15 protein-coding genes are annotated in these 18,693 nt (G+C 31.4%); 10 read left to right on the forward strand and 5 right to left on the reverse strand.

Annotated features, from left to right (window positions below):
- Positions 1 to 24 precede the first annotated feature (24 nt).
- Positions 25 to 654 carry a 16S rRNA (guanine(527)-N(7))-methyltransferase RsmG gene (gene rsmG / locus ACZ49Z_RS09915; protein WP_464308008.1) on the forward strand — a complete coding sequence of 210 codons (630 nt, stop codon included), beginning with the start codon at positions 25 to 27 and terminating at the stop codon, positions 652 to 654.
- 58 nt (positions 655 to 712) lie between these two features.
- Here the strand turns inward: rsmG and pruA are convergent, their stop codons facing one another.
- The 4 genes from pruA to ACZ49Z_RS09935 form a co-directional block, all read right to left on the reverse strand.
- Positions 713 to 2,338 carry an L-glutamate gamma-semialdehyde dehydrogenase gene (gene pruA / locus ACZ49Z_RS09920; protein ID WP_464308009.1) on the reverse strand — a complete coding sequence of 542 codons (1,626 nt, stop codon included), beginning with the start codon at positions 2,336 to 2,338 and terminating at the stop codon, positions 713 to 715.
- Between the two features lie 100 nt (positions 2,339 to 2,438).
- Complete coding sequence (gene apaG, locus ACZ49Z_RS09925) at positions 2,439 to 2,825, reverse strand: Co2+/Mg2+ efflux protein ApaG (protein ID WP_464308010.1); 387 nt, start codon at positions 2,823 to 2,825, stop codon at positions 2,439 to 2,441.
- 6 nt (positions 2,826 to 2,831) lie between these two features.
- Positions 2,832 to 3,890 carry a DUF3667 domain-containing protein gene (locus tag ACZ49Z_RS09930; protein ID WP_464308011.1) on the reverse strand — a complete coding sequence of 353 codons (1,059 nt, stop codon included), beginning with the start codon at positions 3,888 to 3,890 and terminating at the stop codon, positions 2,832 to 2,834.
- Positions 3,890 to 5,137, reverse strand: coding sequence for a type IX secretion system plug protein (locus ACZ49Z_RS09935; RefSeq protein ID WP_464308012.1), 1,248 nt, complete (start codon positions 5,135 to 5,137; stop codon positions 3,890 to 3,892). The genes ACZ49Z_RS09930 and ACZ49Z_RS09935 overlap by 1 nt, the downstream gene beginning before the upstream one ends.
- 192 nt (positions 5,138 to 5,329) lie before the next feature.
- On the opposite strand from ACZ49Z_RS09935, the gene ACZ49Z_RS09940 reads away from it, so the two are divergent.
- The 9 genes from ACZ49Z_RS09940 (at position 5,330) to ACZ49Z_RS09980 (ending at position 15,722) form a co-directional block, all read left to right on the forward strand.
- Positions 5,330 to 6,676 (forward strand): Na(+)-translocating NADH-quinone reductase subunit A, encoded by a 1,347-nt coding sequence (locus ACZ49Z_RS09940; RefSeq protein ID WP_464308013.1) that lies wholly within the window; start codon positions 5,330 to 5,332, stop codon positions 6,674 to 6,676.
- A gap of 31 nt (positions 6,677 to 6,707) precedes the next feature.
- Entirely contained in the window at positions 6,708 to 7,898 is a 1,191-nt protein-coding gene (locus ACZ49Z_RS09945; RefSeq protein WP_464308014.1) for an NADH:ubiquinone reductase (Na(+)-transporting) subunit B, read from the forward strand.
- Between the two features lie 2 nt (positions 7,899 to 7,900).
- Positions 7,901 to 8,626 carry an NADH:ubiquinone reductase (Na(+)-transporting) subunit C gene (nqrC, locus tag ACZ49Z_RS09950; RefSeq protein WP_464308015.1) on the forward strand — a complete coding sequence of 242 codons (726 nt, stop codon included), beginning with the start codon at positions 7,901 to 7,903 and terminating at the stop codon, positions 8,624 to 8,626.
- A gap of 3 nt (positions 8,627 to 8,629) precedes the next feature.
- Positions 8,630 to 9,304: an NADH:ubiquinone reductase (Na(+)-transporting) subunit D gene (locus tag ACZ49Z_RS09955; RefSeq protein WP_464308016.1), complete on the forward strand. Its 675-nt coding sequence runs from the start codon at positions 8,630 to 8,632 to the stop codon at positions 9,302 to 9,304.
- A 3-nt stretch (positions 9,305 to 9,307) separates the two neighbouring features.
- Complete coding sequence (nqrE, locus tag ACZ49Z_RS09960; protein WP_464308017.1) at positions 9,308 to 10,078, forward strand: NADH:ubiquinone reductase (Na(+)-transporting) subunit E; 771 nt, start codon at positions 9,308 to 9,310, stop codon at positions 10,076 to 10,078.
- 2 nt (positions 10,079 to 10,080) lie between these two features.
- The gene (gene nqrF, locus ACZ49Z_RS09965; RefSeq protein WP_464308018.1) at positions 10,081 to 11,394 is read left to right on the forward strand and encodes an NADH:ubiquinone reductase (Na(+)-transporting) subunit F; all 1,314 of its coding nucleotides are present in this window, start codon (positions 10,081 to 10,083) and stop codon (positions 11,392 to 11,394) included.
- 72 nt (positions 11,395 to 11,466) lie between these two features.
- On the forward strand, positions 11,467 to 11,829 hold the full coding sequence (locus tag ACZ49Z_RS09970; RefSeq protein WP_464308019.1) for a Na(+)-translocating NADH-quinone reductase subunit F: 363 nt from the start codon (positions 11,467 to 11,469) through the stop codon (positions 11,827 to 11,829).
- A complete protein-coding gene (locus ACZ49Z_RS09975) occupies positions 11,807 to 12,823 on the forward strand; it encodes an FAD:protein FMN transferase (RefSeq protein ID WP_464308020.1) in 1,017 nt (338 codons plus the stop codon). Before ACZ49Z_RS09970 ends, ACZ49Z_RS09975 begins: the two co-directional genes overlap by 23 nt.
- A 94-nt stretch (positions 12,824 to 12,917) precedes the next feature.
- The gene (locus ACZ49Z_RS09980; protein ID WP_464308021.1) at positions 12,918 to 15,722 is read left to right on the forward strand and encodes a M16 family metallopeptidase; all 2,805 of its coding nucleotides are present in this window, start codon (positions 12,918 to 12,920) and stop codon (positions 15,720 to 15,722) included.
- Positions 15,723 to 15,764: 42 nt separating this feature from the next.
- On the opposite strand, the gene ACZ49Z_RS09985 is transcribed toward ACZ49Z_RS09980, so the two are convergent.
- Entirely contained in the window at positions 15,765 to 18,692 is a 2,928-nt protein-coding gene (locus ACZ49Z_RS09985; protein WP_464308022.1) for a DEAD/DEAH box helicase, read from the reverse strand.
- Position 18,693 lies beyond the last annotated feature (1 nt).

Here is an 18,693-nt window from a genome sequence, read left to right on the forward strand (position 1 = left end):
GTATTTTTGCAACAAAAAAAGGATATGGAGTTAATTTTAAAATATTTTCCTAATTTAACAGAGTTGCAAATTAGACAATTTGAAATGTTGAAGGGTTTGTATGAAGATTGGAATTCTAAAATAAATGTTATTTCTAGAAAAGATATTGAAGAGTTATATATGCGTCATGTTTTGCACTCTTTAGGGATTTTTAAAGTACAAGAATTTAAACCAGGAGCAAAAATTATGGACGTTGGTACTGGTGGTGGTTTTCCAGGTATTCCATTGGCTATTATGCATCCAGAAGTTGATTTTTATTTAATTGATGTTATAGCAAAAAAAATAAAAGTTGTTAATGAAGTTGCAAGTGCTTTAGGATTGAAAAATGTGAAAGCAGAACAAAAAAGAGCTGAGCTAGTAAAAGAAAATTTTGATTTTATTATAAGTAGAGCAGTAACTAATATGCCAGACTTTGTGAGTTGGATTAAAGATAAAGTAAGAAAAGATTCTAAGCATGATTTAAAAAACGGAATACTTTATTTAAAAGGTGGTGATTTGAGTGAGGAGTTAGCTTCTTTTCCAAATGCTTTACAGTATAATTTGTCCGATTTTTTTGAAGAAGATTTTTTCGAAACCAAAAAAGTAGTTCATTTAGTATTAAAATATAAAAAATGAAAAAATCCCGCAAACTACTAGTTTGCGGGATTTTTATTTACTATGATAATAAATAAGATTATCCTAAAAACGGGTATCTGTAATCTTCTGGCGTAACAAAAGTTTCCTTAATTGTTCTTGGAGAAACCCAACGTAGAAGGTTTAAAATTGAACCAGCTTTGTCATTTGTTCCTGAAGCTCTTGCACCACCGAATGGTTGACATCCAACAACAGCACCTGTAGGTTTGTCGTTAACATAGAAGTTTCCAGCACAATTTTGTAATGCTACAGTAGCTTCTTCAATAGCATATCGGTCTCTACTGAAAACAGCTCCAGTTAAGGCATATTCTGAAGTTGAGTCAATTAGTGTTAAAGTTTCAGACCATTTTGCGTCCTCATATACATAAATAGTAACAACAGGTCCAAATAATTCAGTCTCCATTGTTGAATATTTTGGATTAGTAGTCACAATTACAGTAGGTTCAATAAAGTACCCTTTAGATTTGTCATAATTTCCTCCTACAATGATTTCTGCATCACTGTCTTTTTTAGCTTGGTCAATATATGAAGCTAATTTGTTGAAACTGCCTTCATGAATAACAGCTGTGATGAAGTTTGACATGTCTTCTGGAGTTCCCATTTTCATAGATTTTACATCGGCAACTAATTGTTCTTTTACAGCCGGCCATAAACTTTGTGGGATATATACTCTTGAAGCAGCACTACATTTTTGTCCTTGAAATTCAAAACCACCTCTCACGATTCCTGTAACTACTTGTTTTACATTGGCAGAAGGGTGTGCAATGATAAAATCTTTACCTCCAGTTTCTCCTACAATTCTAGGGTATGTTTTATAGTTGTGAATGTTTGTTCCAATTTTTGCCCAAATATCCTTAAATACATGAGTTGAACCAGTGAAGTGAATTCCTGCAAAGTCAGGGCTAGCTAATACTGTATCAGTAATCATTATTGGGTCACCGTATACTACATTAATTACTCCATCGGGAACACCAGCTTCTTTGAAAATATCTATGATTATTTTTGCTGAAAAAATTTGGCTATCACTTGGTTTCCAAACAACAACATTCCCCATCATGGCAGCACTTGCTGGTAAATTAGCAGCAATTGCTGTAAAGTTAAATGGGGTAATGGCATAAACAAAACCTTCAAGAGGTCTGTGTTCTAATCTATTCCAAGTAGATGAGTCTGAGTTTGGTTGTTCAGCATATATTTGAGTCATAAACTCTACATTAAAACGCAAGAAATCTATTAACTCACAAGAAGCGTCAATTTCTGCTTGGTGTATTGTTTTAGACTGTGCAATCATTGTTGCGGCATTAATTTTTGCTCTGTAAGGACCTGCAATTAATTCTGCGGCTTTTAAGAAAATTGCTGCTCTGTTTTCCCAAGTTGTTGCTGCCCATTCTTTTCGAGCTTCTAAGGCATTACTAATTGCTTTGTCAATATGTGATTTTTCTGCTAAATGATAAGTTCCAACAATGTGTTGGTGATCGTGAGGAGCAGAAAGTGTTCTTGTGTTACCAGTTCTAATTTCTTCGCTTCCAATATATAATGGTACGTCAATTTTTGAGTTCCACATTTCTTTATATGCTGCTAAAACTGATTCTCTTTCTGGAGAACCAGGAGCATAAGATTTTACAGGTTCGTTTACTGCTTTAGGAACGTTAAAAAATCCTTTTAACATAGTGTTGTTTTTTAGTGAATTATTAAATGTGTTGCAAATTTAATAAAAAATAGTATAAACAAAGTAATAATGAACTAGAATGTGAACTTGGAAAGAGGTGTTAATTTAAGGCAAAAGGTGCGCTAAATTTAAAAGTAGGAATAATAACTTTAAAGCTTTTGGTTGTAGTGAAATTAATCATTTCATAAGAACCTTTCATGGCTCCAATAGGAGAAGATAGTAGGCAGCCTGAAGTATAGGAGTGGGTTTCTCCAGGTTTTAAAACAGGTTTTTTTCCAATAACTCCTTCGCCATCAACGATTTCTTTGTTGTTTAAGGCGTCATAAATCTCCCAATGTCTTGTGGTTAATTGAACAGAATCTTTGCTAAAGTTTTCAATAGTAATTTCATAACTAAAGGCAAAGTGAATCTTATAGTTCTTGAAGTAAGTTCCTTCAAAACTAGTAAGTACGCTAATTTTAATCCCTTTAGTTATCTGTGTTACCATAAAAAATTAGAATAGTAAAATTCCTAAAAATATCATTATAAATGTTGATATGGATAGGAAAATCATAAACATTGGTATCAAAAGTAAAAATTTTAAAACTGTTTTCCAACGTTTTTCTTCATAAAAGTTTTTTAAGGACTTATAAAAGTAAATGGGAAATAAAACAAAAAAGGATGTAATTGTTAAAAAATCGGCTATTGGTGAAAATAAAATATCAATAATATTTAAGATTATCATGCAAATAAAAAGGAAAGTAAAAAAAGTATAGGTAAAGATAAGATGTTCAGTATAGTTTATGTTTAATCGGTAGTAGAGAATCCAAAAAATGAGGGTTATAATTGGTAATGATAGAAAAATTAAAAAAGGAAGTTTTTCATAAAAATAAGTACCTAATTCTTCTTTAATATTGTTGGTTTTGAATAGTTTAGCTTTTGAAAAGAAAAAACGATTGTATTGATTGGGTTCAAATCCTAATTCGTTTAATGATTCAAGATCTGTTTTGTTTGGATATTTTAGGTTGAAATTTCTAAAAGAAGTGATTTTGTAGATCATTCCTGTTCTACTTTTTTCTAATTCTGCTCTAGTGTAAATAGAATCCTTATTAAGGCTTAAGAATATATCAATTTCATCAGTAGCTTTCTTAAGTTCTTTTGTGTCAGTAATGCTGTCGTTTATTTGGGTTAATTCGTCTTTAATTATTTTATTAGTGTCTTCTTTTTCGAGGACGTTTGAAGTGTATTTTTTGTTTAAACTGAATGAAATAAAAAGGATTATCGATACACTTAAGAATAATCGAAAAGGATTTGCGTATTTTTGTCTTTTTCCTTTGTTAAATTCTTTTGATAATTTACCAGGTTTTGTAAAAATAGATAGTATTGAGTTTCTTAAACGAGAATCATAAGCATAAAAATTAGATAAGAACTCTTCGAAATAATCAGCGATAGTTAGTCTTTTTGTCGAATTTAATTGGCCACAATGATGGCAGTATTTTTCGCTAATATCAATTGGAGTTTCGCAATTTAAGCATTCATAGCCTCTGTATTGTTTGTATTTTCGTTTAATCATTAGTTTCTTATTCCTTCGCTGTTTGTATTTGAAATTCCAATAACACTATCATACCTGTCGTTGTTGCCTTTGTAATAGACTAAAATTGTATAGTTGTTCTCGGTTTGGTAAAAATTTCCATCAATTGCATCCTTTGAATTAATTGTTTTGTTTTTACTTTTAATTGTGTATTGATAATTGGTGTAGCCTTGTTTGATTAAAATTGCTTTTTCGTAAAGGCCACTCTCTTTATTGTAAGTCATTTTGTTTTCTTCATTCATAACATAATTGTTGAACATGCCAGTAACATAGATTTCTTCTTTGTCAAAAAAATCAGGTGCATTAAGAGTGAAATATACCCAAGAATAATCTGCCTCAATTTGAGAGTTTTCAGAACCATGATTTAGAACTACAAAATTACCATTAAAATCAGGGAAATACGTGTAAATGCTGTTTTTTCTGGCGTTATTAGTGTAAAGATGTGAGTTGTAAATATCACCAGCAGTAACCCTTCCAACGCTGTTGTTTGTGACTCTTATTTGTGAGTTGTCTAGGGTGTAGAACTCGTTTCCTGCCCAGAACTGTGTCTCTTTGTTGTATCTATAGATTAATTCACTTCCAATGGTATATTGTGGTTTAATGTTGGAGATTACATTGTTCCAGTTACCATTTTGGAAAATGCTTATTTTAACATTTTGTATTGGGTTTTGGAGTGTTAAATCTCCATATTTTATAGCTAATTCAATGTTTTGTTTTTGGTTTAAAGATTCAAAATCTCTAGCTCTTCTGACTTCAGATGTAATTGAAACGGATTCATTGTAAATTACAAAACGACGTGAAAAAACAACCTCTTGCTCGTCGTTAAAAATTTTTACTATATAGTTTCCTGTCTTGGTAATTCTATTGAATTTGTTAGGGAATTGTTGTCTGTAATGGGAATATAGCTGCAATGTGTTGAATGAATTTTCATAGGTGATTATTCGTTGATTGTCCATCCCATTTAAGTATTCAACTTTTGCTAAGCTAGAAGGTGTCCAATCATAGTTGTATTGTGTGATGGTGTAGTAATAATCGGCTTCATTGCCAAATAAATCATCAAATTGCAATTCAAAAGTGTCGCCAAGTTTGAAAAAGGGTAAAACATTGTTATTGTTCTGAACAAATGAGACAGTTTTAATGTTGAACGGTGGTGCTATTTCGTTTTCAATTTGACTGTAACTATTTGAAAATGAAATTAGAAAAAATAAAATATAAAATCTTGTGCTCATTTTTGTTTTGTTTTTTGTAAAAATACTAAAACTTAAAATAGATATGCAAATTTTATGTTAGGATGGTAAATAATTGTTAATTTAGAATAAGTATAAATAACTAAAATCGATACTTATATTTTTGGTGTAGTGTTTCTTAATTAATTAAATTTGCACGTTTTATAAATAGTACTAACCATATCTTCAATAAACATGTCAAAAGACATTCGAATTAAAAAAGGTTTAGACCTTAAGTTGAAGGGTGAAGCAGAAAAATCAATTTCTGAAGTAGCTCGCTCGAAAGTCTATGCTATTAAACCTTCTGATTTTCATGGTGTAACGCCTAAGATGACCTTAAAAGAAGGTGCAGCTGTAAAAGCTGGAGAAGTAATTTTCTACTCAAAGAATGATGAAGCTGTAAAGTTTGTGTCGCCCGTGAGTGGAACAATTCAACAGATTGTTCGTGGAGAAAAGAGAGTAATTCTAGAAATTAGAATTGCAGCCAATTCACAGGACACTCATGTAGAGCATAGCAAGAAAAGCCCAAAAGATTTATCATCAGAAGAAGTAAAAGCACATTTGTTAGCTTCTGGTTGTTGGTCGTTTGTTAAACAACGTCCTTATGATGTAATTGCGCATTCAGCAGATACACCGAAAGCTATTTTTGTTTCTGGGATTAACTCAGCTCCTTTGCAAGGAGATTTAGATTTTGTTCTAAAAGGAAAAGAAGAAGCATTAAAAGTAGGTTTTGAAGCTTTGACAAAATTAACTTCTGGAAAAGTTCATGTAACTGTAGCTCCTAAATCCGAATTTATGCCTTCTGTCGAAGGTGTTGTTGTTCATAAGGGTAAGGGAGTGCACCCAATTGGCTTAGTTTCAACTCAAATTGGAGCGATTGATCCTATCAATAAAGGAGAGAAAGTTTGGACAGTTCAAATAGAAGATGTTGCTATTATTGGTGAATTATTCTTAACAGGGAAATTTAATCCAGAAAGAATAATCGCATTAACGGGTTCAGGTTTTGAAAAACCTTCTTATGTGAAAGCTACAATTGGTGCTCAAATGAGTGACGTTGTTGCTAATAATTTAAAAGAAGGAAATTATAGAATAATAAGCGGAAATGTATTAACTGGAGATAAAAAATCAAAAGATAACCCTCTAGGTTATTATCATAATCAAGTTACGGTAATTCCAGAAGGTGATGATTATGATTTCTTTGGATGGAATATTCCTAGACCTAATAAATTCAGTGTGTATAGAGCCAATATGTTTTCTTTCTTAACACCAAAGAAAAAATATGATCTAAACACAAATACTAACGGTGAGCATAGAGGATTTGTATTAACTGGAGAATATGAAAAAGTTTGTCCTTTAGATATTTTTCCTATGCAATTATTAAAAGCAATTTTAGTAAAAGATATTGATCAAATGGAAGCTCTAGGTATTTATGAAGTGGCTCCAGAGGATTTTGCATTAACAGAATATGTTTGTGTTTCAAAACAAGATCATCAACGTATCGTTAGAGAAGGATTAGATTTAATGATTAAAGAGGTAGGGTAATCTTTCTAAGAAATTTTAAAATCACAAAAAAATGGGATTAAAACAAAATTTACATAATTTAAAAGAAAAGTACAGAGGAACTAAGTTTGAACAAGGTTTCAATGCTTTGCATACTTTTCTTTATTTACCTAACATAACGACCCATTCAGGATCGCATGTTAGAGATGCTGCCGATTTAAAACGTGTAATGAATACGGTAATCATGGCAATGGTTCCTGTATTAATTTTTGGTATGTTTAATGCGGGGTATCAGCATAATTTAGCAATCAATGGTGTTGCTGAATTTTTAACAATGGATAATTTCATTGTGGGGCTATCTAAAATTCTTCCTTTATTAATAGTTTCTTATGGAGTTGGACTTGGAATTGAGTTCATTTTTGCTACGGTAAAGAAACACGAAGTAGAAGAAGGATATTTAGTTACAGGTATGCTTGTGCCACTAATTGTTCCTGTCGACCTACCTTTATGGATGCTTGCGGTAGCAGTTGCATTTGGTGTTATTATTGCAAAAGAATTGTTTGGAGGTACTGGAATGAACGTATTGAATCCAGCTTTAACAATTCGTGCATTCTTATTCTTTAACTGGGCAGCTTGGATGTCTGGAGATAAAGTATGGGTGCATGGAGCGGTAGATGGAATTAAAAAAGCAACTGGAACAGATGCTATTTCAGGAGAAACAATCTTAGGGACTTTAGCAGCCAATAAAGAAGTGGCATATTCAACTTCAGATATGTTCTTTGGTTATATTCCAGGTTCAGTAGGTGAAACATCTACTTTCTTAATCATATTAGCGGCTGCTTTTTTAATTTTTACAGGAATTGGAAGCGCTAGAATTATGATTTCTTCAATAATTGGAGCAGTTGTAATGGGATTAATTTTTAATGGAATTGTTGATGCAAAGATTATTACAGAATCTAGCAAATTCTTTGGTTTAATGTCATTCCCATTCTGGCAACATCTAATGGTTGGTGGTTTGGCTTTTGGTATTGTGTATATGGCAACTGATCCAGTTTCTGCTGCACAAACAAATAAAGGTAAAATCATTTACGGATTTTTGATTGGATTCATCAGTATTTTAATCCGTGTTTTCAACCCTGCTTATCCAGAAGGAGTAATGATGGCTATATTGTTAATGAATGTATTTGCACCAACAATAGATCATTATGTAGTTCAAGGAAATGTAAAAAGAAGAATGAAACGTTTAAAAACTAAAACTGCTTAATTATGTCAACTAAACGTACAGACTCAAATTTATATACTATAATATTCTCAGTAATATTAGTAGTTGTAGTAGGTTCTTTGTTGGCATTTTTTGCAAATGCAACAAAAGAAATGCGTGATAACAACGATAAAGTTAAAACGCAAATGGATATTTTAAGTGCAATGGGTATCGATTCTGATAGAACAAATGCAACAGAAACATTCAATAAATATATTAAAGAACAGTTCGTTATTGAAGGTGAAAAAGTTACTGAAAATAAAGAAGCTTATTTAATTAATATTAAGAAAGAGTTAGATAATGCTAAACAAGGTAAGGTTCAAAAATTACCATTGTTTATCGGTGATAAAGATGGAAAGAAAATCTATATTGTTCCTGTAAGAGGTAATGGTCTTTGGGATGCTATTTGGGGTTATGTTGCTATAAACGATGACTTAAAAAGTATCAATGGGGTTTTCTTTGATCACAAAGGAGAAACACCAGGTTTGGGAGCTAATATCACAGAGTCATTTTTTAAAGATGATTTCAAAGGAGAAATGCTTTTTGATGCGGAAGGAAATTATAAATCAGTTGAGATTTCTAAATCAAACGGAGATCCAAATAATGTAGATAAATTAGACAATCAGGTTGATGCTATCTCTGGTGCTACTATTACAGGAAACGGAGTCGGAGCGATGTTAAAATCTGGGGTTAAGCTTTACTTACCTTATTTCGAAACTTTAAAAAAATAAACCATGGCAGAAAATAAAAACATAGAAAAAGAGCCATTATTCTCAAAAAAGAATATGGGTTTAGTAAAAGATCCGCTTACAGATAGTAATCCTATCACGGTTCAAGTATTAGGTATTTGTTCTGCTTTAGCTATTACTGCGGAGTTAAAAGCTTCTGTAATTATGGCATTGTCTGTAATGTTTGTATTGGCAGCTGGAAACGTTGTGATTTCATTAATGAGAAATATAATTCCATCTGCAATACGTATTATTGCACAATTAGTTGTAGTTGCTGCTTTAGTAATTATAGTAGATTTAACATTAAAAGCATATGTGCCAGATTTGGCAAAGAAACTTTCAGTTTTTGTTGGTTTAATTATTACTAACTGTATCATCATGGGACGTTTTGAAGCATTTGCTTTAGGAAACGGACCTTGGAAATCTTTCTTAGATGGAATTGGAAATGCAGCAGGTTATGGATTGATTTTAGTAATCGTAGGTTTTTTCAGAGAATTATTGGGTTCTGGAAAATTGTTTGGTATTCCAGTGTTAGGAGACCCAGTTGAAAAAACAGGTTTATATGCAATAGGGTATGAAAATAATGGTTTTATGTTATTAGCTCCAATGGCGTTAATTACTTTAGGATTAATTATCGGATTCCAACGTTCAAGAAATAAAAGTCTAATAGAAACAAACTAAGAAATGGAATTATTACAATTATTTTTAAAATCAATCTTTATTGATAATATGGTATTTGCAACATTCCTTGGAATGTGTTCATACTTAGCAGTTTCTAAAAAAGTTTCTACAGCTGTAGGATTAGGTGCGGCAGTTATTTTCGTAATGTTAGTAACAGTTCCATTGAACTTTTTATTAGATCAATACTTACTTCGTCCAGGTGCTCTAGTATGGATGGGTGAAGAATATGTAGATTATGATTTAAGTTTCTTAACATTTATTCTTTTTATTGCTACTATTGCTACAATGGTACAGTTAGTAGAGATGATTGTTGAAAAATTTGCTCCAGCTCTATATACATCTTTAGGTATATTCTTACCGTTAATCGCTGTAAACTGTGCTATCCTCGGAGGGTCATTATTCATGCAACAAAGAGAATTTAACAACATTACAGAAGCTACTGTCTATGGTGTTGGTTCTGGAATTGGATGGTTTTTAGCAATTTTGGCTATTGCCGCGATTAGAGAAAAAATCAGATATTCAAATGTGCCACCTGCGTTCAGAGGTTTAGGTATGACATTCATATTAACAGGTTTAATGGCAATTGGCTTCATGTCTTTTGGAGGGATGCTTTCAGGAGGTGATAGTGCTGAGGATAAAAAAGACCTTGTTGAAAATACAACAGCTCCTGTTACTACTGAAGTTACAGAAGAAGTTATTGATTCTACAGTTGTTGATTCTACAGTTGTTGAACCAGTAGTAAAAGATTCATTAACTCAAACAGTACAAAAATAATTATGATAGCTTTAGAAGTAACTACTGGTGGTTTAATCAGTACAACAGTAATAGCGTTTTTAATTTTATTATTGGCTCTTGTTGCAATTATTTTGTTTGCAAAAGCTAAATTAGTACCGTCTGGTCCTGTTAAAATTAAAATAAACGGAGAAAACGAAATTGAAGTAGGTTCTGGTAATACATTGCTTTCTACATTAGGTTCAAGTAAAATTTTCTTGCCATCAGCATGTGGTGGTGGAGGTACTTGTATTCAATGTAAATGTAAAGTATTAGATGGAGGAGGTGAGGCTCTTCCTACTGAAATTCCTCACTTTAGTAGAAAAGAATTAGCTGAAGGTTGGCGTTTAGGATGTCAGGTGAAAGTAAAAGCCGACATGGTAATCGAAGTGCCAGAAGAAATATTTGGAATTAAAAAATTTGAAGCAAAAGTGTATTCAAATTATAATGTGGCTTCTTTTATCAAAGAATTTATCGTAGAATTACCTGAAGATATGCATTATGAACCAGGGGGATATATTCAAATTGAAATTCCTAAATGTGAAATCAATTATACAGATATTGATATTACAGCACATCCTGTAGAACACCCAGGTGAGCCAGAAAAATTCAAAGCAGAATGGGATAAATTTAATTTATGGCCATTAGTAATGAAGAATGATGAATTAGTAGAAAGAGCTTATTCAATGGCTTCTTATCCTGCAGAAGGAAGAAAAATCATGTTGAACGTGCGTGTTGCTACTCCGCCATGGGATAGAAACATTAACGGATGGGCGAAAGTGAATCCAGGTGTTGCTTCTTCATATATTTTCTCAAGAAAAGCAGGCGATCCAGTAGTGGTTTCAGGTCCTTATGGAGAATTCTTCATTAATGAAACTGAAGCAGAGATGTTATATGTAGGTGGTGGTGCAGGTATGGCACCAATGCGTTCTCATTTATATCATTTGTTCCGCACCGTTAAAACAGGACGTAAAGTTACTTATTGGTATGGTGGACGTTCTAAAAGAGAGTTGTTCTATACAGATCACTTTAGAGCGTTAGAGAAAGATTTCCCTAACTTTAAATTCTATTTAGCATTATCTGAGCCTCAACCAGAAGATAACTGGAAAGTAAAAGAGGGTGTTAATGGAGAAGGTGACGGATTTGTTGGGTTTATTCACAATGTAGTAATTGATAATTATTTATCACATCACGAAAACCCAGAAGATATTGAATTGTATTTCTGTGGTCCACCAATGATGAACAAAGCTGTTCAAAAAATGGGTGAAGACTTCGGACTTGATCCTGAAAACATCAGATTTGATGACTTCGGAGGTTAATATAATGAAAACCGATTCTAATTTAGAATCGGTTTTTTTATTTCTATTCATGCTATTTTGTATTTTTGTGCTATGGAAGAGCTAACAGAACAAGAATTGCATCAAATCGCCATGAATCACGTAGGCAAAGACCTTGAAAAAAAAGGATTCGAATTCATTGCTATTAATAGTCAGTTAAAAAAGCACCCACAATTTGTTTGTGTAGATACTCAAAACAGACTACATTTCGTAATGGTTCAAATGGTGCCTTATCCGATAAATCCAGACGAACCTAATGTTTTATTTGTTGAAACTTTTATAAATCATGCAAAAGCAAAAAATGCAAAAGTTCTTTTCGCAGGTGTAGGAATTGCAAATGCAGAAGATTTTGAAAAACCAGTTTACTCTAATTCAGATTATATCATTAATTATAATGGCTACAAAGAACTTTTATAGTTTAATACTACTGTTGGTAGTATTCCTATCTTGTAATAAGCAAGAAACACAATTTTTTATTATTCAAGGTGAAGCACAAGGTAGTACCTATAGTATAAAATATATAGCCAATGAAGAATTAGTCACTAAAGCAGAGACAGATTCCCTTCTTTTAGCTTTTGATATGTCTTTATCTACCTATAGAAAAGATTCTAAAATATCTAAAATTAATGCAGGTGATACTACCGTTGTTGTTGATAAATTATTAATTGACACTTTTAAAGCTTCTAATCAAATTTTTACTGAAACCAATGGATTATTTGATCCAACAATTGGTGTTTTAGTCAATGCCTATGGTTTTGGTCCTAATAAATCTAGAGCACACCTCTCTCAAAACGAAATAGATAGTTTGTTAAATTATGTAGGCTTCGATAATGTCAAGCTTAATCAAAATCAAACAATATCAAAAAAATACCCAGAAACCTATTTCGATTTTAATGCTATAGCACAAGGATATTCGGTAGATGTACTGACCGAATTTTTAAAATCTAGAGGGATAGAAAATGGAATTGTAGAAATAGGAGGAGAATTAATTGCATTTGGGAAAAATACCATTGAAAATAAAAATTGGATAGTTGGGATAGATGATCCGTTGCAAAAGCCAAATGAAAGAAAGTTAATTGCAACGCTTCGTTTGGAGAATTTAGGTATGGCAACTTCCGGAAATTATAGAAAAGTAATTACAGATTCTATTACTGGAGAAAAATTTGTGCATATTATTAATCCTAAAACAGGTAAGAGAGAGAAGAACACTATTCTTAGTGCTACGGTTTTAGCACCAACATGTATTATGGCCGATGGTTATGCTACCGCATTTATGATAATGTCACTTGAAGAAGTTAAGCAATTTGTAATAAAACATCCAGAATTAAAGGTGCTTTTACTTTATACTGACGAAAAAAACACAATGCAACAATATAATTCTGAGAGTTTTAAAAACTTGATTGTTGAATAAAAAATGTAAAAAAAATAGGAATAAAAGTTAATCTTTTTATAATAATATTGATTGTTTTGAGTTATAATTTTAGTTTAGCTAAAATTTATTTAACATGAAAAAATTCAAACAATTATTTTACTTCTTAGTAGTTGTACCAACTTTGGTTGTTGCTCAAGATTTAAAAATGGACAGTCCAATTCCTATGGATCCGTCTGTTAGAACAGGGAAATTAAAAAATGGTTTAACCTATTACATTAAGAAAAACGGAAAGCCTGAAAATAAGGTAGATCTTAGATTAATGATTAATGCAGGTTCTATTTTAGAATCCGACGAACAACAAGGTTTAGCCCATTTTATGGAGCACATGTGTTTTAATGGAACAAAACGTTTTCCTAAAAACAAATTAGTAGATTATCTTCAAAGTATTGGGGTAAAATTTGGTCAACATTTAAATGCTTATACTAGTTTTGATGAGACGGTTTATTTTTTACCTATACCTTCAGATGACAAAGAAAAAGTGGAAAAAGGATTTCAAATTATTGAAGATTGGGCTTTCAATACAACCTTAACTCCAGAAGAAATTGACAAAGAAAGAGGAGTGGTTTTAGAAGAGTATCGTTTAGGATTAGGAGCAGATAAAAGAATGATGGGCCGCTTTATGCCAAAAATGATGTATAATTCTCACTATGCAAATCGTTTACCTATTGGGCAAAAAGAGATTCTTGAAAATTTCACTTATGATAAATTAACAAGTTTCTATAAAGATTGGTACAGACCAAATTTAATGAGTGTTGTTGTCGTTGGAGATATTGATGTGGAAGAAATGGAAAAGAAAATTAAAGATCATTTCTCAGGCTACAAAAACCCAAAAAATGAAAAACCTCGTAAAGTGTTCGATGTGCCTAATCATAAAGAAACATTTGTAGCGGTTGAAAGCGATAAAGAAGCTGCATTTTCCCAAGTTCGATTGTTGTATAAAGATTATTCAGAACCAAAGAAAACAGTAACTGTTAAAGATTACAGAGATAATTTAATAGAAGGATTATTCGCAACAATGTTGAATAATAGATTGGAAGAAAAACAAAATTCGCCTAATCCTCCTTTTACATTTGGTTATACCTACCATGGAGGGACATATGCTCGTAGCAAAGAAGCTTTTCAATCTTTTGCAATGGTTGGTCAAGATAAACAATTAGATGCCTTAAGAATTCTTATTGAAGAAAATGAAAGAGTAAGAAAGTTTGGTTTTGTTGAAAGTGAATTAGAGCGAGCTAAGACAGAATATTTAACACGTGTTGAAACTCAATTTAAAGAAAAAGACAAAACAGAGTCAGAAAATTATGTTTGGGCAATGCAAGGAAATTTCTTAGAGCAAGAACCAGCACCAAGTATAGAATGGACTTTCAATGCAATGAAAGAATTGTTGCCTACTATTTCATTGAAAGAAACAAACGATTTAATTACTAAATATATTAAAGAAGATAATAGAGTTGTAATTTTAACAGGGCCAGAAAAAGAAGGTTTAAAACAGCCAACAGAAGCAGAAGTATTGGCTGCGATGAATGTTGATGTAGCAGCATTACAACCTTATCAAGAAACAGAAATAGCATCTAGTTTGTTAAGAAACGCTCCAAAAAAAGGAGCTATAGTTAAAACCGAGAAAAATGATAAATTAGATGTAGTAACTCTAACGCTTTCTAACGGAGCAAAAGTGATTTATAAGAAAACAGATTTTAAAAACGATGAAATTCAGTTTCAAGCAATGAGTTTTGGAGGAACGAATCTACTTTCTAACGAAGATTATAAAAAAGCATCTTTAGCAATGGGAGGAATTGATGAAGCAGGTTTTTCTGGAATGAATAAAAACGATATTAATAAATTTATGACTGGAAAGATTGCTAACGTTTATCCTTATGTTGGTTCAACTTCAGAAGGTATGCAAGGTTCAGCAGCTCCTAAAGATTTAGAATATTTAATGCAAATGGTTCATGCATATTTCACAGATTTAAATATGGACAAAGAAGCATTTAATGGTTTTGTTACTAAACAAAAAGGATTCTTGTCGAATATGTTGTCTAGACCATCAACCTATTTTTCTAATGAGTTTTATTCTTATTTAAATAAAGAAAACCCTCGCTATACAGGTTTCCCTAAAGCAGAAGATTTTGACAAAGCAGATTATGAATTAGCCTATAAAATCTTTAAAGAAAGATTTTCTAATGCAGGAGATTTTAGTTTTTACTTTGTAGGTAATATTGATGAAGCAAAATTGAAAGAATATGCTGAAATGTATTTAGCATCATTACCAGCTACAAAAGAACGTGAGCAAATGGTAGATTTAGGATACAGAATGTTAAAAGGAGAACATAAAAAAGTTGTAAACAAAGGAAAAGATCCAAAAAGTACGGTTAGTATTATGTTCTATGGCGATTGCAAATATGATGCTAAAGAAGACTTCGCATTAAAAGCACTTGGAGATGTTTTAACAATAAAATTAGTGGAAGAGTTAAGAGAAAATGAAAGTGGAGTGTATGGAGTAAATGCAAGAGGAAACATGAGCAAAGTGCCATATGGAAGCTATAATTTTACAATTGGTTTTCCTTGCGGACCAGAAAATGCAGAGACACTAACAGCTTCAGCATTAAGAGAGTTAAATAAAATTATCGAGAACGGACCAGAACAAAAAGATGTAGATAAATTTATTGAAGGAGAAAAATTAGAATACAAAAAGAACATCAAAGAGAACAGATTCTGGATGTCTAGTTTAACAAAAGCAGCTATGAATGCTAGTAATCCTGAAGAAATACTAAATTATGAAGCAAAATTGAAAGCAATAACGCCTAAAGAAATTCAAGCAGTTGCTAAAAAATATGTTTCAAAAGATAAAGTAATTGGAATGTTAATGCCAGAAGAATAAATAAAAGAATGCTATATAAAATCCCGCTTTTGCGGGATTTTTTTATGCTAATATATAGTCAATATTATTTAAAACTTCCTTAGGAACAGAAGTTTCAATAATAGCATCAGAAATTTCTTTTTTAGACTGTTGCAATTGGCTGATTTTCTCTTCGATAGTGTCTTTGGCTATAAATCGAACAACATTCACTTGGTTTTCTTGTCCAATACGATGTGCACGCCCAATAGCTTGTAATTCTGCAAAAGGATTCCACCAAGGGTCTAGAAGAATAACATAGGAAGCCTTAGTGAGGTTTAACCCCGTTCCACCGGCTTTTAATGAAATGAAGAATAATAATTTATTGTCGTCTTTTTGAAAATTAGCAACTTCACTTTCCCTATCTGCAATTTTTGTGCTTCCAGTTAATAAACTATAAGGAGTATTGTTCTTATCGCACCAATCGGTATAAATCTTCAAGTGAGAAGTATAGGAACTAAAAATTAAAACTTTTTGTTTGGCTTGTAAAAGTGTTTCAATGTAGGCAGAAACATCAGTAAATTTGCCCGATTCCATTGTTTCTCCAATCAATGCAGGATGATTCGCTAATTGCCTTAACTTTGATAGCGCATTTAAAATCGAAATATTTGAAGTAGGCTTTTCATCAAGTGTGTTTAGTTTTTTGTCAATCAAATAATTTCGAATAATCGATTTTTCATTTTCATAAAACTTAGATTGTTCTTCCGACATTTCTGAATAAAAAATTTGTTCAGAAATTTCAGGTAAATCTTTAGCTACCTCATTTTTGGTTCTCCTTAATAAATACGGACTAATTAACGAGCGTAATTCTTTAGTTTTTTGTTCATCAAATAGTTTTTCAATGGGCTTCTTAAAATAAGATTCAAAAAAAGCATAGGTATTTAATAAATTCGGATTAATAAATTGCATCTGACTCCATAAATCACTCAATGAATTTTCTATTGGCGTGCCGCTTAAAGAAACTTTATGTGTTGCGTTAATAGTATTTATTGCTTTATAAATTTTAGAATTTCTATTCTTTATTTGTTGACTTTCATCAATAATTAAAAAGTTAAAAGGTATTGTTTTTAGAAGGTTAATGTCTTTTAAAAGCAAACCATAAGATGTGAAAACAAGATCTACTTTGTCTAATTTTTTTCGCTTAATCTTTCGGTCTAAACCAGTATAATTTAATCTTGTGAATTGGGGTGCAAATTTCTTAGTTTCATTAAACCAATTATAGGTTAAAGAACTGGGAGCAACAACCAAAGCTTTTAATTTTTTTGTAGTTGTGGGTGTGTTAATGCTAAACAAATCGAAAGTATCAGCAACTTCTTCAGTAACTATAAAATCATTTTCAAAATGAGTATATACAAAATCCAAATAGGCTAAAGACTGTATTGTTTTTCCTAATCCCATATCATCAGCCAAGCATGAACCTAAGCCTAATTGATAGTTTTTAACCAACCAATTCACGCCTTCTTCTTGATAATTTCTAAGTTTAGCATTGATGTTTCCAGTAGTTCGATAAGGGATGATTTCTTTTTGAAACAGCTTGTTTTCAATTGCAATTCCAGACTCTTCTAAAACAGTAAATTGATTTTTTTGAATCTGAATACTATTATTCGATGTTTTTCCAAAATCGACTAATGATTTGTATTTACTGAACCATTCCACAGGAATAATGAAAAGTTTTTCATTGGGCAATTCATACAAACGGTTACCCGTTTTTAGATGAGAAATTATGTTTGAAAAAGGAATTTTAAAATCTTCAATCTCAATAATCATTTCCACATCAAACCAATCTTTTTTCTCTTCAAATTTTGTAGAAATAGTAGAAGTATGTTTGCTAATAGTTTTATTATTTAGTTCTAATGCTATGGCAATAGAAGTTGTAGCTATTTTATCTTGTAATTTTAAAAGTTCTGTAATATTAAAATAGTCATCAATTTCAGATAAATTTGAATTGAAAGTTGCCAAACCTCCTGAAAGGAAAATGAATCCTAAATTTTCAAGAATTGCAATGATTTTACTTTCTTCTTCTCTATTTCTAATGGTTTGGTAAACAGTGAATTCATCTTTTTCATTATGACTAAGGGAAATGTGTTTTTCTTTTTCATCAGTAATAGAAAACTCATAATCGTTATATCTAAAAACCACCTCTAAAAGATAGATTTTATGATGTATATATAAACTAGGTCTAATATAACAACCAATACAATTGGAGTTTGTTGCAACAGAAAAACCTTCTGCTGCTATAGGAACCTTTCGAATAACATTTTTAATGAATTTATTAAAATATTCAACACTGTTTTTATTTGGAATTACAATGTTTTTTTTAGAAATAAAGGGTTTTAATTTGTTGCCATTAATATGATTTATAGGATATAAAACTTTATTGAGACAAACCCAAGAAGGACTGTTTAAAATAATTTTAAAGTCGTTTTCAAAAGGAAACACCTCAGTTTTATTGTTTAATAAACTTAAACAATAAACAATATTTTCTGGAGTTTTAGAAAAATGAAGATTAGGTTCTAAAGGAATATTAGAAAAACGAACTTGCTGTTTATGGAAAACATCTTTTTTGTTTAAATCAATACTTAATGGAATGGTAGTTTTAGTAGCAATTTTAAAAAAAGACTCAAGAGTAAAATTAATATAATGCGATATAATTTTCGCAGTTTTATCATCGCTTAATACTAATTCTAAGCTTTTTGCTATTTTATTTTTAATTTTATATTTAGAAAGTAAACTTTTCGTGTTTAATTTTTCACATAAAGTAAGTAATTGCTTCTCATTTGAGTCTAACTCAAGCTGAAATTCCTCAATGGTTTTTGAGTTAGCACTTTTTTTTACATAATATAAAACACCCTCAGCGTGTTCAACAATGAAAGCATTTGGAATATAGGAAGCTAAAAGAGTATCATACGTTAAGTCAAAGACTAACGCACATTTGGAATCATTTGAAAGCGGCATG

The organism is Flavobacterium sp. KY-23415 (assembly GCF_055384985.1).

What these genes read in the sequence shown, in the direction of transcription:
- ACZ49Z_RS09935 (WP_464308012.1), bottom strand. Translation starts at nt 5,137, where the DNA reads ATGAGCACAAGATTTTATATTTTATTTTTTCTAATTTCATTTTCAAAT.
- rsmG (WP_464308008.1), top strand. Translation starts at nt 25, where the DNA reads ATGGAGTTAATTTTAAAATATTTTCCTAATTTAACAGAGTTGCAAATT.
- ACZ49Z_RS09945 (WP_464308014.1), top strand. Translation starts at nt 6,708, where the DNA reads ATGGGATTAAAACAAAATTTACATAATTTAAAAGAAAAGTACAGAGGA.
- ACZ49Z_RS09970 (WP_464308019.1), top strand. Translation starts at nt 11,467, where the DNA reads ATGGAAGAGCTAACAGAACAAGAATTGCATCAAATCGCCATGAATCAC.
- ACZ49Z_RS09985 (WP_464308022.1), bottom strand. Translation starts at nt 18,692, where the DNA reads ATGCCGCTTTCAAATGATTCCAAATGTGCGTTAGTCTTTGACTTAACG.
- nqrC (WP_464308015.1), top strand. Translation starts at nt 7,901, where the DNA reads ATGTCAACTAAACGTACAGACTCAAATTTATATACTATAATATTCTCA.
- ACZ49Z_RS09930 (WP_464308011.1), bottom strand. Translation starts at nt 3,890, where the DNA reads ATGATTAAACGAAAATACAAACAATACAGAGGCTATGAATGCTTAAAT.
- nqrF (WP_464308018.1), top strand. Translation starts at nt 10,081, where the DNA reads ATGATAGCTTTAGAAGTAACTACTGGTGGTTTAATCAGTACAACAGTA.
- apaG (WP_464308010.1), bottom strand. Translation starts at nt 2,825, where the DNA reads ATGGTAACACAGATAACTAAAGGGATTAAAATTAGCGTACTTACTAGT.
- ACZ49Z_RS09975 (WP_464308020.1), top strand. Translation starts at nt 11,807, where the DNA reads ATGGCTACAAAGAACTTTTATAGTTTAATACTACTGTTGGTAGTATTC.
- ACZ49Z_RS09955 (WP_464308016.1), top strand. Translation starts at nt 8,630, where the DNA reads ATGGCAGAAAATAAAAACATAGAAAAAGAGCCATTATTCTCAAAAAAG.
- pruA (WP_464308009.1), bottom strand. Translation starts at nt 2,338, where the DNA reads ATGTTAAAAGGATTTTTTAACGTTCCTAAAGCAGTAAACGAACCTGTA.
- ACZ49Z_RS09940 (WP_464308013.1), top strand. Translation starts at nt 5,330, where the DNA reads ATGTCAAAAGACATTCGAATTAAAAAAGGTTTAGACCTTAAGTTGAAG.
- nqrE (WP_464308017.1), top strand. Translation starts at nt 9,308, where the DNA reads ATGGAATTATTACAATTATTTTTAAAATCAATCTTTATTGATAATATG.
- ACZ49Z_RS09980 (WP_464308021.1), top strand. Translation starts at nt 12,918, where the DNA reads ATGAAAAAATTCAAACAATTATTTTACTTCTTAGTAGTTGTACCAACT.